General features: G+C 64.4%; 16 protein-coding genes. 13 read left to right on the top strand and 3 right to left on the bottom strand.

Going from position 1 to position 15,478, the window contains the following annotated elements:
• Positions 1-11: 11 nt before the first annotated feature.
• The 11 genes from fdh3B (at position 12) to pncB (ending at position 9,264) form a co-directional block, all read left to right on the top strand.
• Positions 12-692, top strand: coding sequence for a formate dehydrogenase FDH3 subunit beta (fdh3B, locus tag ASD28_RS26215; RefSeq protein WP_056135653.1), 681 nt, complete (start codon positions 12-14; stop codon positions 690-692).
• Positions 689-901, top strand: coding sequence for a hypothetical protein (locus tag ASD28_RS26210; RefSeq protein WP_056135650.1), 213 nt, complete (start codon positions 689-691; stop codon positions 899-901). Before fdh3B ends, ASD28_RS26210 begins: the two co-directional genes overlap by 4 nt.
• Before the next feature lie 36 nt (positions 902-937).
• Positions 938-1,999 (top strand): formate dehydrogenase subunit gamma, encoded by a 1,062-nt coding sequence (locus ASD28_RS26205; protein WP_229412169.1) that lies wholly within the window; start codon positions 938-940, stop codon positions 1,997-1,999.
• A gap of 10 nt (positions 2,000-2,009) precedes the next feature.
• Positions 2,010-2,444 carry a hypothetical protein gene (locus ASD28_RS26200; protein ID WP_056135644.1) on the top strand — a complete coding sequence of 145 codons (435 nt, stop codon included), beginning with the start codon at positions 2,010-2,012 and terminating at the stop codon, positions 2,442-2,444.
• Between the two features lie 10 nt (positions 2,445-2,454).
• A complete protein-coding gene (locus tag ASD28_RS26195) occupies positions 2,455-2,901 on the top strand; it encodes a hypothetical protein (RefSeq protein WP_056135640.1) in 447 nt (148 codons plus the stop codon).
• Positions 2,898-3,338, top strand: a complete 441-nt coding sequence (locus ASD28_RS26190) for a DUF3305 domain-containing protein (protein WP_056135636.1) — start codon at positions 2,898-2,900, stop codon at positions 3,336-3,338. Before ASD28_RS26195 ends, ASD28_RS26190 begins: the two co-directional genes overlap by 4 nt.
• Positions 3,335-3,787, top strand: a complete 453-nt coding sequence (locus ASD28_RS26185; protein ID WP_056135632.1) for a DUF3306 domain-containing protein — start codon at positions 3,335-3,337, stop codon at positions 3,785-3,787. The genes ASD28_RS26190 and ASD28_RS26185 overlap by 4 nt, the downstream gene beginning before the upstream one ends.
• 12 nt (positions 3,788-3,799) lie before the next feature.
• Positions 3,800-5,479: a 4Fe-4S binding protein gene (locus ASD28_RS26180; RefSeq protein ID WP_056135628.1), complete on the top strand. Its 1,680-nt coding sequence runs from the start codon at positions 3,800-3,802 to the stop codon at positions 5,477-5,479.
• A gap of 225 nt (positions 5,480-5,704) precedes the next feature.
• The gene (locus ASD28_RS26175) at positions 5,705-7,378 is read left to right on the top strand and encodes an AMP-binding protein (RefSeq protein WP_056135625.1); all 1,674 of its coding nucleotides are present in this window, start codon (positions 5,705-5,707) and stop codon (positions 7,376-7,378) included.
• 89 nt (positions 7,379-7,467) lie between these two features.
• A complete protein-coding gene (locus ASD28_RS26170) occupies positions 7,468-8,025 on the top strand; it encodes an SET domain-containing protein (protein ID WP_056135622.1) in 558 nt (185 codons plus the stop codon).
• 51 nt (positions 8,026-8,076) lie between these two features.
• Positions 8,077-9,264: a nicotinate phosphoribosyltransferase gene (gene pncB / locus ASD28_RS26165; RefSeq protein WP_056135619.1), complete on the top strand. Its 1,188-nt coding sequence runs from the start codon at positions 8,077-8,079 to the stop codon at positions 9,262-9,264.
• 118 nt (positions 9,265-9,382) lie between these two features.
• On the opposite strand, the gene ASD28_RS26160 is transcribed toward pncB, so the two are convergent.
• Positions 9,383-11,566: an ATP-binding protein gene (locus tag ASD28_RS26160; protein WP_056135616.1), complete on the bottom strand. Its 2,184-nt coding sequence runs from the start codon at positions 11,564-11,566 to the stop codon at positions 9,383-9,385.
• Between the two features lie 316 nt (positions 11,567-11,882).
• On the opposite strand from ASD28_RS26160, the gene ASD28_RS33220 reads away from it, so the two are divergent.
• Complete coding sequence (locus ASD28_RS33220) at positions 11,883-12,572, top strand: response regulator transcription factor (protein WP_082577405.1); 690 nt, start codon at positions 11,883-11,885, stop codon at positions 12,570-12,572.
• A 156-nt stretch (positions 12,573-12,728) separates the two neighbouring features.
• Positions 12,729-13,460: a DDE-type integrase/transposase/recombinase gene (locus ASD28_RS26150; protein WP_229412166.1), complete on the top strand. Its 732-nt coding sequence runs from the start codon at positions 12,729-12,731 to the stop codon at positions 13,458-13,460.
• Positions 13,461-13,699: 239 nt separating this feature from the next.
• Here the strand turns inward: ASD28_RS26150 and ASD28_RS32115 are convergent, their stop codons facing one another.
• Together ASD28_RS32115 and ASD28_RS32110 are read right to left on the bottom strand one after the other, a co-directional pair.
• Positions 13,700-14,260, bottom strand: a complete 561-nt coding sequence (locus ASD28_RS32115; protein WP_156403850.1) for a hypothetical protein — start codon at positions 14,258-14,260, stop codon at positions 13,700-13,702.
• 37 nt (positions 14,261-14,297) lie between these two features.
• Positions 14,298-15,164, bottom strand: coding sequence for a hypothetical protein (locus ASD28_RS32110; RefSeq protein WP_156403849.1), 867 nt, complete (start codon positions 15,162-15,164; stop codon positions 14,298-14,300).
• Positions 15,165-15,478 lie beyond the last annotated feature (314 nt).

Genomic DNA, 15,478 nt, shown 5'->3' with positions numbered 1-15,478 from the left:
AGGAGGCAGCAATGGCTAGAATGAAGTTCATCTGCGACACGGAGCGCTGCATCGATTGCAACGGCTGCGTGACCGCCTGCAAGAACGAAAACGAGACCCCGTGGGGCGTGAACCGGCGCCGCGTCGTCACCATCAACGACGGCGTGCCGGGCGAGCGCTCGATCTCCGTCGCGTGCATGCATTGCAGCGACGCGCCGTGCCTGGCCGTCTGCCCCGTCAACTGCATCTACCACACGGAAGACGGCATCGTCCTGCACGACAAGGACCAGTGCATCGGCTGCGGCTACTGCTATTACGCGTGTCCGTTCGGCGCGCCGCAGTTCCCGTCGACGGGCCTGTTCAACCACCGCGGCAAGATGGACAAGTGCACGTTCTGCTCCGGCGGTCCGGAGCCCGACACGTCCGAGGCCGAGTTCAAGAAGTATGGCCGCAACCGCATCGCCGAAGGCAAGCTGCCCGCCTGCGCGGAGATGTGCGGCACGAAGGCGCTGATCGGCGGCGACGCGACCGTCATCGCCGACATCTACCGCCAGCGCGTGGAGACGCGCGGCTACGGTCCGGAACTGTGGGGCTGGAAGATCGCGTACGGCAAGCCGAAGCGCGGCGGCGACATCAAGGCGACGGGCGACGGCCCGCGCGAGAACCAGAACCTCAAGGACTCGCAGAACGACGAGGGGAGGCTGCCGACATGAAGCGCATCCTCATCCTCTGCCTGCCGCTGGCGCTGCTCGCGGGCTGCCTCGAAGTCGACCAGCATCCGAACTGGGTGCACGGCATGTACGCCGGGAAGAAGGACGACCGGCCGTTCTTGCGCCACTTCCACAACGACAAGCTCTCGTGGTGGGGCACGATCAGCAACCGCAACATGAACCAGAACGAATACAACCGGGCCAACCCGTAACAGGAGCCGACCATGTCATTCACGCTACGATCGATATTGTCATTGCTCTTGTCGCTGTGGCTCGTCGGCATCGCGCACGCCGGCGTCCCGAACAACCGCGCCGAGCCTGCGTATGCCGAGGAACAGACCATCCTGCAGGCCGAGAAGGATTCGCGCACGCCCGAGCCGGGACTGGGCTCGTCGGCCTCAGGCCGCGTGCACATCGACCGCCACTACCTGGGCCAGTACGGTGGCACGGAAGGCACCGTGATCGTGCAGCGCGGCGGCAACCAGTGGCGCATCTGGCGTAACGGGCCGATCGCAACGGCGATGGGCACGATCCTCGTCGTCGTGCTCGTGGCGATTTTCCTGTTCTACCGCGCCATCGGCCCCGCGCGCACGGAAGAACCGGACACGGGCCGGCGCATCCGCCGCTTCACGGGCTGGGAGCGCGGCGTGCACTGGGCGACCGCGATCAGCTTCATCATCCTCGCGGTGACGGGTCTCGTCATCATGTTCGGCAAGAAGCTCCTGATCCCGCTCGTCGGCCACGACGTGTTCGCCGCGCTGGCCTACATCTTCAAGTACCTGCACAACTTCGTGGGCCCGCTGTTCATCGTGTGCTCCGTGCTGATGTTCTTCACTTTCCTGCGCCGCAACGTCTTCCGCCGCATCGACTGGCAGTGGGTCAGGCAGGGCGGCGGCCTCGTGTCGCACAAGCACGTGCCGGCCGGGTTCTTCAACGCCGGCGAGAAATCGTGGTTCTGGCTGGGCGTGACCCTGCTGGGCCTCGTGATGTCGGTCAGCGGCCTGATTCTCGATTTCGTCACGTTCGGCCAGACCCGCTACATCATGCAGGTCGCGAACTACCTGCACATCGCCGGCGCCACGTTCTACATCGCGGCCGCGATGGGCCATATCTACATCGGCACGTGGGGCACGCCGGGCGCGTACGAAGCGATGCGCCACGGGACCGTGGACGAATCGTGGGCCAAGGCGCACCACGCCGTGTGGTACGACGAAGTGAAGGCGGGCGTGGAACCGGGCACGTTCGACGACCGCGTGCCGCCCGACCAGCGGCCGCCGGCCGGCAGCCCGCCGCCGCGGCCCGCGCATTGAGGAGCCGCCGATGAAAGCGACGATCACGATCATGGCCGCGCCGTTGCTGCTTGTGCTGCTGGCCGGCTGCAAGCAGCATGGCGACGAAGCCCAGCGCAAGACCAAATTCCCCGGCATGGTGACGGCCGACGGCGGCACGAGCGGCCAGGTGATGGCCGCGCACGGCGGCCCGAAAACGAACGCCGTGTACGCGGGCGGCACGCCGGGCATCGCCGGTGGCAGCGGCGGCAATACCGCCGGCGCCGCGACGGGCGGCTCCGTGCGCGAGACGGGGCAAGGCCCGAGCCAGGGCGTGACGCCGCCCAGCGGTCCCGGGACGCTCGACACCACGCAGACCCCGCCCGGCGACCATGGCAAGCCGGCCGCGCCGACGCCGGCCGAAGTGGGGCCGCAGCCGGGCGCCGTCAACCGCGACCCGAGCCATTCGGCCGCGCCGGGACGCTGAGGAGACCACGATGAACCACCTGACCAGGATCGCCGCCATCGCGCTGGCGCTGGCCGCCGCGGCGGCCCACGCCGCGCTGCCGCCGCCGACACCGGCGCAGCAGGAGGCCGCCGCGGCGAAGAAGGCGGCCGCGGATGCGCAGGCGGCCAAGGACAAGGCGTTGCTGACCGCGTCGATGGATGCGATCACGGCCCGCTGGCGCAGCCGCGCGTCCGCGCAGGGTTGGAAGGTGCATGCGCCGGTCGCGATCGCCGCGGCCGCACCGGCACAAGCGGCCGCGCCGGCCGGACAGCCGGAAGGCAAGCTGACGCCGGCCGGCGCCGCCGCGCCGATCAAGAGCGAAAAACTGGGCACGGCGCCGCCCAGCGCGGACGTGAAGGCCCACCCGACGCGGGCCGAGCCGGCGGGCACGCCGCCGACCGTCCAGAAAGGCACGCCGAAGGTGAACAACCGATGAAGATGGGATCCATGCCGATCGCCGTGCTGATGCAGCGGCGGACCCTCCAGCACCGCTGGGCCGACGAGGCCTGGGAAGCGGTCGGCGTCGTGCCGGACCGCGGCGACTTGCCGCCGCTGCAGGTGCTGAGCCAGACGCCCGAGCGCGACTACTACCTCGTCTCCGGCCTCGAACTGGAGCTGTATCCGGACGAGAACGAAGGCTATTACGAGAACTGCGTGGCGCCCGAATCGAAGGTCTTCGTGCTGTGGCGGATGGAGAACGGCCGCGCGATGCCCGTGCGCGCATCGGTCAGCTATGTCGAGGGCACGCGCATGTTCGACTCGGGCGAAAACGCGGACGGCGTGACGATGTCGGCCGAGATCTATGCGTGGCTCGCGGGCTATCTGCGCGCGCACTATCAACCGAAGCCGCGGCGCGGCCGCCAGCACGGATGACGGACGAAGGCTTCCTGCGCCGCTGGGCGCGCCGCAAGACGGAGGTGCGAGCGGGAATGACACCGCCGCCGGAACCGCTCGCGCCTGTCGCAGACCTGCCGGTCCCGGTCGTCGATGCGCCTGCGGTGGCACCGGCCGACGCGCCGCTGCCGACGATGGACGACGTCGCCCGCCTGACCGGCGACTCCGATTTCTCCGCCTTCGTCGCGCGCGGCGTCGATGCGGCCGTGCGCCGGACGGCGCTGAAAAAACTGTTCGCCGACCCGCATTTCAATACGATGGACTGCCTCGACGTCTACATCGACGACTACACGAAGCCGAGTCCCGTGTCGGAAGCGATGCTCGCGTCGCTGGAGCACGCGAAGAACGCATTGCAGCGGGTTGTCGAAGCCGTCGAAGAACCACCGGCCGCGGAAGATGCGCCGGGGGACGCCAATAACACCACCTGAAACCGGGACAGTATGAATATCCGTTTGATCGAAGGGCAGGGCGTCGCCCTCGACCCCGTCCAGGACGACCGCGACCGCGTCGCCCGCAACGCGGCGCTGGCCGCGTTGGCCGACATTCCCGCACCCGACCCGCTGGACACGGTCGGCTACAAGTCCGCCGGCCACACGCTCGTCGTCGGCACCCGCGCCGACGCGCTGCCGTGGGCCGAGCGCCTGGCTGCCGCGCTGCCCGTCACCGTGCTGCTGCTGGATGACGATGGGAGCGACAAGGCGTTGCGCCTGTATCCCGTGTTTGCGGCGCGCGCGCTGGTCGTGACGGGCTGGCTCGGCGCGTTCGACGCGACGTGGCAGACGGGAGGCAGCAAGCCCGAACACGCGCGCTTCGACCTCGTGCTCGACCTCGGCGCGGCGCCGCAGATCGCCACGCACCAGCGCCCGCACGGTTATTACGCGCCCGGGCTCGATCCCGCCGCGCGCCAGGCCGCCGTCGCCGAACTCGCCGGGATGGTCGGCGACTTCGAGAAGCCGAAATACTTCGCGTACAAGGAACGCCTGTGCGCGCACGGCCGCAACCGCCGCAGCGGCTGCAATGCATGCGTCGAGATCTGCTCCGCCGGCGCGATCTCGGGCGCGGGCGACCTGATCGCCGTGAACCCTTACCTGTGCGCGGGCTGCGGCGCGTGCACGACCGTCTGCCCCACGGGCGCGCTGGGCTATGCGTATCCCGGCGCGGCGCACACGGGCATGCGCATCAAGGCCGCGCTGAACGCCTACACGCAGGCGGGCGGACGCGAGCCGGTGCTGCTCGTCCACGGCCTGGAAGGCGCGGCGCTGCTGGACGCCGTCGACGTCCCCGGACGCGTGCTGCCGCTGGGCGTGCATCACACGGCGTCGACCGGCATCGACATCTGGCTCGCGGCGCTCGCCTGGGGCGCGGCGGGCATCACGGTCCTCATGACGGACGCCGAGGCCCCGCAGTACGCGGCCGCGCTGGATGAGCAGATGACCATCGCGCAGACCATCATGACGGGCCTCGGCTACGCGGGCGCGCACGTGCAGCTGCTGCGCGCGACCGGGCCGGACGAGCTGGCGCGCGCGCTGCAGAACGCGCCGCGCGGCGAGGTGCCGGCGCGGCGGGCAGGCTTCAACGTGGCGGCGGACAAGCGCAATACGCTCGACTACGCGCTCGAGCATTTGTTGCGCGAGGCGCCGCAGCAGGTCGAGGAGATCGCGCTGCCGGCCGGTAGTCCGTTCGGTACGCTCGCCGTCGACGCGGGCAAATGCAGCCTGTGCATGGCGTGCGTGGGCGCATGTCCGGCGTCGGCGCTGCAGGATGGGCAGAATGCGCCGCAGCTGCGCTTCATCGAAAAGAACTGCGTCCAGTGCGGGCTGTGTGCCGATACGTGTCCGGAAGATGCGATCCGGCTGGTGCCGCGGCTGTCGTTCCGCGACACGCGCAAGCAGCCCGTGGTGCTGAACGAGACGCAGCCGTTCCACTGCATCCGCTGCAACAAGCCGTTCGGGACGCTGCGCATGGTCGAGAGCATGCTGGCGCGCCTGGCCGGACATCCCGCGTTCGCCGGCCACCTCGACCGCATGCGCATGTGCGGCGACTGCCGCGTGATCGACATGATGACGCCGGCCGGCGAGCAGACCATTCATCAGGCGCAGGAGCTGCGCCGGCAGCGTTGATACGGCGCCCCCGGCACTGCCGGAAGCGACCTCCCGCGGCGGCGGGAGCCAGGTTCGGCGCGTTTCGATGACGCGTGCAAATCGGGTCCCCGCCTGCGCGGGGACGACGAGGTTGCACATCATCCGTTCCCATCCCGCTCGTGGCAGAATGGTCGCGAGCCGTTACACGACCACCGACACGGGCGCTCACGAGGCGCCCGTGTCGCAACCACAAGGAGACGACCGATGGCATCCCCGTACGAGCGCTTCATCCGCGCGCGCGACTTCCTGCACCAGCACCGCACCGACTACGCGACGGCCTATCGCGATTACCGGCCGCCCGAGCTCGACGAATTCAACTGGGCACTCGACTATTTCGACACGCAGGCCAAGGGCAACACGACGCCCGCGCTGTGGGTCGTGGAACAGGACGGCAGCGAGCGCAAGATCGGTTTTGCCGACATGGCGGCGCGTTCCAGCCAGGTCGCGAACTGGCTGCGCGATTGCGGCGTGCGGCGCGGCGACCGCGTGCTCCTGATGCTGCCGAACCGCGTCGAGCTGTGGGAGATCATGCTGGCCGGGATCAAGCTGGGCGCCGTGCTCGTGCCGACGACCATGCTCGTGTCCAGCAACGACCTGCAGGACCGCCTGCAGCGGGGGCAAGTGCGCCACGTGATCGCGCAGGCGTCCGAGACGCACAAGTTCGCGGACCTGTCCGGCGATTTCACGCGCATCGCCGTCGGCGGAAACGTCGCCGGATGGCGCGATTACGCGGACAGCGCGACGGCGGCGGCAGGCTTCGTCCCGGACGGTATCACGCGCGCCACCGATCCGCTGCTGTTGTACTTCACGTCGGGCACGACGGCGAAGCCGAAGCTCGTGCTGCATAGCCACCAGAGCTATCCGGTCGGCCATCTGTCGACGATGTACTGGATCGGGCTGCGGCCGGGCGACGTCCACTGGAACATCAGCTCGCCCGGCTGGGCCAAGCATGCGTGGAGCTGCTTCTTCGCGCCGTGGAACGCGGGCGCCACCGTGTTCGTCTACAACTACGAACGCTTTTCCGCGCGCGCCTGCCTGGACACGATCGTGCGCTGCGGCGTGACGTCGCTGTGCGCGCCGCCGACGGTGTGGCGCATGATGATCAAGGAAGACCTCGCGCAGTGGCAGCCGCCGCTGCGCGAACTGGTCGGCGCGGGCGAGCCGTTGAATCCGGAAGTCATCGAGCAGGTCGAGCGCGCGTGGGGCATCCGCATCCGCGACGGCTTCGGCCAGTCCGAGACCACGTGCCAGATCGGTAATCCGCCCGGCCAGCCCGTCAAGCCGGGGTCAATGGGCCGGCCGCTGCCGGGCTACCGCGTCGCGCTGCTCGACATCGACGACCAGCCGGCGGAGGAGGGAGAGATCTCGCTGCGCCTCGATCCGGCGCCGCTGGGCCTGATGCTGTGCTACGAGAACGACGAGGCGAAGACCGCGGACGTCATGCGCGCCGGCCACTATCACACGGGCGACACGGCGCGCGTGGACGAGGATGGCTATTACTTCTACGTGGGCCGCAACGACGACGTGTTCAAGTCGTCCGACTACCGCATCAGCCCATTCGAACTGGAGAGCGTATTGATCGAGCATCCGGACGTGCTGGAAGCGGCCATCGTCCCGAGTCCGGACCCGGTGCGCCTCGCGGTGCCGAAGGCGTTCATCGCGCTGCGTCCGGGCGTGGAGCCGACGCGCGCACTGGCCGCCGCGATCTTCGCCTTCGCGCGCGACCGGCTGGCGCCGTACCAGCGCATCCGCCGCATCGCGTTCACGGACTTGCCGAAGACGATCTCCGGCAAGATCCGCCGAGTCGAGTTGCGCAAGGCGGAGGCGGCGGGCGATCGGGCCGTGCTTGAATTCAGGGACGACGAATTCGGCGGCTGAGTAGCCGACACGGTAAGATAATGGCGTGCGGCAGGAATGCCGCGATCCGATCAATAATAGATCGTGTCCATCCAACCGAACGCCGATCCATGAACCCGTCCGTCAGTCCGACCACATCGAAGCAGACCGCAAGCAAGGGCGCCCGCAAGCCGGCCCGCCCGGCCTCGTACGAGGTTCGGAAATCGCCCGTGCACGGCAACGGCGTGTTCGCGCTGCGCGACATCCCGGCCGGCGAGCGCATCATCGAATACCGCGGCGAGCGCATCACGTGGGACGAGGCGACGCGCCGTGCCGCCGAACGGGGCGGCCCGGTCAATCACACGTTCTATTTCAGCCTCGCCGACGGCAACGTGATCGACGGCGGCCGACGCGGCAACGACGCCCGCTGGATCAACCACGCGTGCGAACCCAATTGCGAAGCCTACGAAGAAGACGGCCGCGTGTACATCCACGCGCTGCGCGACATCGACGCGGGCGAGGAACTGAACTACAACTACGCGCTGATCTACGACGAGCGCCACACGCCCGCGCTGAAGCGCCTGTTCGCCTGCCGCTGCGGCACGCCGGCCTGCCTCGGCACGATGCTGGCGCCCAAGAAGCGTGTGCGCAGGAAGCGGATGCCAGAGTCTGCCGGCGCCTCGACCTGAAGCATCCGGACCCGACATCGACACCACAACCACAGGAACCACCGCCAGCCCATGAAACCCGTCGTCCGCAGCCTGCTCGAAACCGACCTCTATAAATTCACCATGTGGCAGGCTTTGATGCACATGCACCCGAACGCCAGCGGCGAATACGAGTTCAAGTGCCGCAACACGCCCGCGTATCCGCTGGCGGAATTGAAAGAAGAAGTCGAACGCGAGTTGGACCACCTGTGCACGCTGATGTTCACGGAGGACGAGGTGCACTACATGCGGTCCCTGCGCTTCATCAAAAGCGACTTCGCCGACTTCCTCACCTTGTTCCGTTTCCAGCGCAAGTTCATCCACGTGGAAACGGACGGGCCGCACCTGCGCATCCGCGCCTGCGGTCCGATCGTGCACGTGATGGGCTTCGAGATCTTCGTGCTGTACATCGTCAACGAGCTGTATTTCCGCCGCTTCGACCAGCAGGCCGCCATCGGCGAGGCGCGCAAGCGGCTCGACCAGAAGATCGCCGAGTTCCGCGCCTTCGACCAGGAGCCGAAGAAGGTCAACCCGTTCGAGTTCTTCGATTTCGGCGTGCGCCGCCGCTTCTCGGGCGACTGGCACGAGGAAGTCGTCGCCACGCTGGCGCGCGAGCTGCCGCAGTTCTTCAAGGGGACGTCGAACGTCTACCTGGCGAAGAAATTCGACCTGGTGCCGATCGGCACGATGGCGCACGAATACATGCAGGCGTTCCAGTCGTTCGACGTGCGCCTGCGCGATTTCCAGAAGAAGGCGCTGGAGGACTGGGTGCAGGAATACCGCGGCGACCTCGGCACGGCGCTGACGGACGTCGTCGGCATGGACGCGTTCCTGCGCGACTTCGACCTGTATTTCGCCAAGCTGTTCGACGGCCTGCGCCACGATTCCGGCGACCCGGTGGAGTGGGGCGAGAAGGCCATCGCGCACTACGCCAAGCTGCGCATCGACGCGCGCACGAAGCGGCTCGTGTTCTCGGACGCGCTCACGGTGCCCAAGGCGCTCTCCCTGTACCGCCACTTCGCCGACCGGGTGATGACGGGCTTCGGCATCGGCACCAAGCTCACCAACGACACGCAGTACGACCCGCTGAACATCGTCATGAAGCTCACGCGCTGTAACGGCCAGCCCGTCGCCAAGTTGTCCGACAGCCCCGGCAAGGGCTTCAGCACGGACGAGACCTTCATCGCCTATCTGCGCCAGGTGTTCGACCAGCATATCTGACCGACACGGCGCCGCCACTGCGCGGCGTTTGTTGTCGACATTTCTGCAACTAACCGACGAGTTCGCGCAGCGACGACCGGCAGCGGGCAGCGGGCAGCGCGGGGCCGGCGGTACCGGCTCAGGCCGGTGCCGGGTCGCTCGATGCGTCGGCGTCGTTCGCGTCCAGCGCCCGCCGCAGATCGTCCAGGCTGGCCGGCTTGGTCAGGTGCAGGTCGAACGCGGCCCCATCCGGCGGCGCGTGCGCGGCCACGCCGGCCTGGCGGCCGTAGCCGGTGAGCGCCGTCAGCCGCAGCGGTTTCACGGCCGCGCGGCGCATGGCGGCGGCGAGGGCGTAGCCGTCCATGTCGGGCAGGCCGATGTCCAGGATCGCGACGTCCGGCGGCCAGGCCGCCTGCACGTCCAGCGCCGCGTTCGCCGTGTGCGCCGTTTTCACTTCGTGGCCCAGTTCGCGCAGGATCGCGGCCGTGAGGGCGGCGGCGTCCTCGTTGTCGTCCACGACCAGTACGCACAGCGGCCGGCTCGCCGCGCGGATGGGAGCGGGCGCCGTGGCGGACGGGGGCGCGCCGAGCGGCAGCACGATCTCGAAGCGGCTGCCCAGGCCGGGCCCGTCGCTGTGCGCGCTCACGCGGCCGCCGTGCAGCTCGACGATGCGCTGCACGATGGCGAGACCGAGTCCCAGGCCGCTGTGGTGCACCAGCGGTTGCGGCGCCTGGTAGAACGGTTCGAACACGCGCTGCGCCAGCGCGGCATCCATGCCCACCCCATTGTCGGCGACGACGAGGCGGGCTTCGCCGCCCACGCGCTCGAGGGCGACGTGCGTGTCCGTGCTGCCGAAGCGCGCCGCATTCGACAACAGGTTGCCCAGCACCTGAGCAAGACGGTGCTCGTCGCCGGCGATCCACAGCGCCGCGGGGGCCTGCAGGCGAAGCGGCTGGTCGGGCCGGGCGGCGACGGCGTGGCGCACGACGGCCGCCAGGTCCACGGGTGCGACGTCGATGCGCAGCTTGCCGGACGCGATGCGCGACACGTCGAGCAGGTCGTCGACGAGGTGTTTCAGGTGCGCGACCTGGCGCCGCATGATGCCGCGCTCGCGGCGCGAGGCGGCGTCGTCGCGCAGGTCCATCAGGTCGAGCGCGCCGGCGATGGGGGCCAGCGGATTGCGCAGTTCGTGGCCCAGCACGGCGAGGAATTCGTCCTTGGCGCGACCGGCCTGGCGCGCCAGTTCCAGCGCGTCCTCGCGGTCGCGCTCGTGCGCGGCGCGGCGCGCGCCCGCGGCCCGCAGCGCGGCGCCCATCGCGTCGATTTCCTCGATGCGCGACGTGGGCACCACCGGGTCGGTGCCGGCGCCTAGGGCGGCGGCGCCCGCCGCGAGCGTCGCGATGCGGCGCACGATGCGGCGCGCCAGCAGCGTCGCGAGACCGATGCTGAGCGCGAGCGACAGCGCGATGCCGGCGCCGTACCACGCAAAGCCCGGCCCGCCGGCCCAGCCCGCGGGCGGCGCGCCGACGGCGACCGTCCAGCCGTAGCGCGACAGCCGCGTATAGGCGGTCGTGACGGCATTGCCTTCGAGCGTGACCGTGGCACCGGCGCTTTCCGGGCCGTTCAGCCGGATCAGCCGCGCCAGGCTCGGGCTGGGCGGCCCGCCGACGTGGTCGCCCTGGCCGTGCGAACGGGCGACGATCGCGCCGTCGCCGTCCAGCACCGAAATCACCGAGCCGGGCGGCACCTGCTGGCGCGCGAGCGCGCGCATGATGCGGTCGGGCTGGACGACGGCCGTCAGCACGTACGGATGGCCGGCGGCGTCGGAGACGGGAAAGCGCACGGGGACGGCGGCTCGCCCGCCCTTGCCGCGCGCGACGTGGCCGATGACCGGGCGGCGCAGCAGCAGCGCCTGGCGCAGGCTGGACGGGTCGGCGACGGGTTGCGGCGGCGCGTCGAAGGGCGCGGTCGTGCGGAACACCATGTTGCCGTCGCCGTCGGCCAGGATCACGCCCAGCCATTCCGGCTGTGCCCGGGCCTGGTCGCGCGCGACGGGGTAGAAGGCCCGCACGTTGCCGGCGCCGAGCGCAGGCGTGCGAGCGATGCTGGCGAGGGTAGCGACGGTGCCGTCCAGTTCCGCGTCGACGGCGCTCGACAGCGCGCGCGCGAGGTCCAGCAGCGCCCGTTCCTGTTCACCCTGATGGTACTCGGCGGCGAGATGCACGCTCCAGGCGCCCAGCGCGGCCAGCGGGAGCAGGCCGGTCGCCGTCAGCACGACGAGGAGGTGACGCAGGGACAGCGAAGGGCCGCGTTGGGCGCGCATGGAATCGGGATTCGAGAAAAGGCCGATTATAAGTCCAAACCGATGCGGCGGACATTTGCACATGCATTCGTGAAATGGGGTGATCGGCAATTAACCATTTGTGGAAAACCAAATGTCTGGAAGCCGCAACAACCGTAAATTCTCACAAAATATTTCACGGAAACGTCGCGGGAGGGGCTTGAATCGCAAAAATTGGCGATATTATATTTACGGAGCTCATCGATAAATGACTGGTGGAATTCGCGGCCGTCATTGAAACAAGGGCAGCGGCACTCTTTTGGGAGTGCGGTTTTTATATATATTTCAGGAATGAAATATGACGCCACAACGACTGTCGATATCGGAAGCGCCCATTCGCGTCATGGTGGTGGAAACCCACCAGCTGATCCTGTGGGCTTTGACCAAACTGATCAATAGCCACCGGCCGGGGATGGAAGTGGTGGCTGTCGCCGGCACGCAATGCGATGCATTGTTCCAGTTGCCCACGGCGGCGCCCGACCTCGTGCTGATGAAGTACGAACTCGCGGTCACGGCCCACCAGGCCGGCCTGCCCGAGGCGTTGACGTGCGGGCGCCACACGCTGCTGTTCGCGCAAGAGTTGGAGACGGACACGCTGGCGTCGACGCTGCGCTGCGGCGCGCACGGCCTGCTGAGCCGCCGCTCCAGCGCCGACGAGATCGTCAAGGCCATCGAGAAGACGCATCAGGGCGAGCTGTGGTTCGGCCGCGAAGCGACCTGTCTCGCGCTCAACGCCCTGCGCGGCGGCGAGCCGGCGCGGCCGCATCCGCACCACGACGGCCTCGATGCGCTGACGCCCCGCGAGCGGCGCGTCCTGCAGACCGTGGTCGCGAACAAGGTCCGGACGAATCGGGATCTGGCGAAAATCCTGTTCATTTCCGAATCGACGTTGCGGAATCACTTATCGTCGATTTATCAAAAACTCGGCGTGAGTAATCGGCTTGATTTATATGTGTACGCGCAAAGCCATTTGGCACTAACTTTTTAGAAAGTAAATTCAGTTTCCGGCGTATTGGTGTTTAGTATCGTGCGATCATATTCCTCGTCGTAGCTGGCCTTTGTTCCGTGCAAAGGCTATGCTGGACGACTTGATTGCTGGGTTCAGCAGTCCCGGCATTCGATCGCATCAGGAGCAGTTGGCAGCATGAGTTCACGCATTCACCCGCAGGCCCGTACTACACCGAAGATCCGCCAGGAGATCAAGGATTCTGGCCTGTCTTCCAGAGAAGCCGCCAAGGTTTTCAACATCACCCGAGCCACTGCACAGAAGTGGCTCGGCCGCGACGATGTACAGGATCGCTCGCACCGCGCTCACACGCTGCATACGACCTTGAGCCAGGCCCGGGAAGCCATGGTCTTGACTCTGCGCCAATCGCTCTACCTACCGCTCGACGACCTGTTGTTCATTACCAAGCAGTACATTAATCCGGCCGTCTCGCGCGCGGGCATTGCGCGCCTGCTAAAGCGTGAAGGCATGTCGCGCCTGACGGACTTGATAGCGACGGCCGAGGGAGAGAAGATCACGCCGAAGAAGACCTTCAAGGACTACGAACCCGGCTTCATCCACATCGATATCAAGTACTTGCCGCAGATGCCGGACGAAACCTCGCGACGCTACCTGTTCGTCGCCATCGACCGTGCAACACGCTGGGTTTTCATGCACATCTACGGCGACACGACCGAGGCGAGCAACGTCGATTTCCTGCGTCGGCTCAAGCTGGCTTCACCCATCAAGATTAGCAAGATCCTCACCGACAACGGCTCGCAATTTATTGACCGTTTCGCCACCAAAAACAAGAAGCCCAGCGGCTGGCACGCTTTCGACGTCGCTTGCGCAGCCCTGCCTGCCGAACGCTGTTTGGCTTTGCCAACCTGATCCTGGCACGCAGGTTCCTTGGGCCGGCGCACGCCCAAGTTGCGTGCTGAGGCCGGAAATCGGCCGCACATATCGCCCGAAACGGCTGATCCGGGACATCAGAGCATCTGATTCGATCAAAAATCTCGGTGCGCGAAACTCAGCCAGTGATCGGCATAACTTTCGCGCGCGAAAGTGAATTGTTCAGCGCTTCCCTAAGGCGAGGCGCATACTATGAACGTGTGCGCAAAATACCTGAATCAGACGATCGACTTTGCATATCCCTCACACCCATAAGCGAACGAGTTCTTAAACTTCATTTGAGCAACCTGTTTGGTATTTACATTATACATATAATGAATTTGCGTTCTGTACACCCGAATGTAAGTCCACCCCTGTTGCCATTCGTGGTAAATTCGATCATTTTGGATCTTTACCCAACCGGGACCTTCATAAAGTGGATCCTGAAAAGTATTCATGATTACCACTCCTGGCGGATTGCCTGCTTCCGCATAACTCTTCGTTTCTAGCCAGAAGTATCCTTCACGCTGACAGCCAGGTGCAGTTCTATTAAATTTTGGCTCTGTGCCGGTGGTCCCATCGTTATTGCCGGCTGCGTATGTCGTATTGCTCACGCCAGAACCTGGCATCGAAACCTGCATAAAAACACCGTTCCAAACTACTCCGGTGCAATCGCCAGTGCAAACAGTTCGCTCGCCGACAATCTCGACTGTATTTTGGGAATATGCCGGAACACAAATTAAGCCAGCAGCACCAATCAAATATCCAGCCAAAAATTTTAGTAACTGCGTTTTTCTCATTTTCATCTCCTTTATCGTTAAACTACTGAAATGAAAATCATCCAAAAGGGTTTTTTAGGGTATCACTATCATGGACATCATCACATCCTATCGATTCTTGCTTCAGTTTATTACGCTGAGATGAAGTAAGCTTAGAGGCAAGATCCGATATACGCTGGTTGTCTGGCTTCTTCTCGCTAAAACCTAATGGCAATGCGTACAAATATGCTTTTTCCATATCACGCGTACCAAATTGGCCGACTTCATATGCGTGACTCATGTACATCATTGCATCTCTGCTTCCTGCGCGGGCAGCATCGTCACCATAGCGCTGAGCACGTGCAATTATATTGCGGGCCATTTCATCACCAACTGCTGTGTTCATTTGTCGAAGTTGAGCAGATGCGAGCGGCGCATTGATCATATAAAGCAATTTTGCGTCAATATTTCCTTGCTCTGCCGAACTTCCTAAAATTTCAATTGGATGCAATTTAACATAGGAATTAACGTTAAATTTAGGACATTCTTTGTTCGGTGTTGGGCCTACGTCAGGTCTTATAGCACCTGGATAGCACGACGAAACAAAATTGAATAGTGCTATTGCAGATTCGGGCGAGCTTCTAATATGTAACGCTAAATCTTCCGGATTTTCATATGCTTTTTTAATTTTTTCTTCAATAATTTTTGGATCTATTGGAGTAAAATTCTTGCCGTTTGAAAAAATTGGTGAAGCGCTAGTGCATTTGTTACTGGCCTCAGCATTTTTGCTTACTATGTTTTTCGACGATGGTGGTTTTGATATCACAGAAACGATAGGCTCGGATTTTCGCGAACCTGATTCATTTTCGGCAAACACATACCAATATGTTAAAATGCCTGCGGCACCCAAGGATAGAAGCAACAGTGTAATTCTTGCGGTTTTCATATATACATCGAAAAGCGGAACTTACGTGTAAGTTGACACCGTACGATTCTAATGTCAAGAGATTGGTCAAAAGTTTTTGAATTTTTCGATGTGAGTTAGAAAGTGTGATTTTTATTGTTTCGAATATTTGTCGAGATTCAATATATCGCGAGATTTATTTAGAATGTTTCCCATCAGATAGATGTTTGCTGAAATTTCTTTTTCAATAGTTTTGGCCTCTTTGAAATATTAATATCTATTGATATATTTTTGATTTAATGCAATGTGCGTTGTTACCTAATTCCTATCATAGATCTGACACTGGATTTCATTAA

The sequence above is a fragment of the Massilia sp. Root133 genome (genome assembly GCF_001426525.1).
Taxonomy (GTDB): domain Bacteria; phylum Pseudomonadota; class Gammaproteobacteria; order Burkholderiales; family Burkholderiaceae_D; genus Telluria; species Telluria orientalis.
This window is presented reverse-complemented; position numbering and strand designations above follow the sequence as displayed.

Bases quoted from the DNA above. Each gene is read 5' to 3' on its own strand.
- fdh3B (WP_056135653.1), top strand. From the start codon at position 12: ATGGCTAGAATGAAGTTCATCTGCGACACGGAGCGCTGCATCGATTGC.
- ASD28_RS26210 (WP_056135650.1), top strand. From the start codon at position 689: ATGAAGCGCATCCTCATCCTCTGCCTGCCGCTGGCGCTGCTCGCGGGC.
- ASD28_RS26200 (WP_056135644.1), top strand. From the start codon at position 2,010: ATGAAAGCGACGATCACGATCATGGCCGCGCCGTTGCTGCTTGTGCTG.
- ASD28_RS26195 (WP_056135640.1), top strand. From the start codon at position 2,455: ATGAACCACCTGACCAGGATCGCCGCCATCGCGCTGGCGCTGGCCGCC.
- ASD28_RS26190 (WP_056135636.1), top strand. From the start codon at position 2,898: ATGAAGATGGGATCCATGCCGATCGCCGTGCTGATGCAGCGGCGGACC.
- ASD28_RS26185 (WP_056135632.1), top strand. From the start codon at position 3,335: ATGACGGACGAAGGCTTCCTGCGCCGCTGGGCGCGCCGCAAGACGGAG.
- ASD28_RS26180 (WP_056135628.1), top strand. From the start codon at position 3,800: ATGAATATCCGTTTGATCGAAGGGCAGGGCGTCGCCCTCGACCCCGTC.
- ASD28_RS26175 (WP_056135625.1), top strand. From the start codon at position 5,705: ATGGCATCCCCGTACGAGCGCTTCATCCGCGCGCGCGACTTCCTGCAC.
- ASD28_RS26170 (WP_056135622.1), top strand. From the start codon at position 7,468: ATGAACCCGTCCGTCAGTCCGACCACATCGAAGCAGACCGCAAGCAAG.
- pncB (WP_056135619.1), top strand. From the start codon at position 8,077: ATGAAACCCGTCGTCCGCAGCCTGCTCGAAACCGACCTCTATAAATTC.
- ASD28_RS26160 (WP_056135616.1), bottom strand. From the start codon at position 11,566: ATGCGCGCCCAACGCGGCCCTTCGCTGTCCCTGCGTCACCTCCTCGTC.
- ASD28_RS33220 (WP_082577405.1), top strand. From the start codon at position 11,883: ATGACGCCACAACGACTGTCGATATCGGAAGCGCCCATTCGCGTCATG.
- ASD28_RS26150 (WP_229412166.1), top strand. From the start codon at position 12,729: ATGAGTTCACGCATTCACCCGCAGGCCCGTACTACACCGAAGATCCGC.
- ASD28_RS32115 (WP_156403850.1), bottom strand. From the start codon at position 14,260: ATGAGAAAAACGCAGTTACTAAAATTTTTGGCTGGATATTTGATTGGT.
- ASD28_RS32110 (WP_156403849.1), bottom strand. From the start codon at position 15,164: ATGAAAACCGCAAGAATTACACTGTTGCTTCTATCCTTGGGTGCCGCA.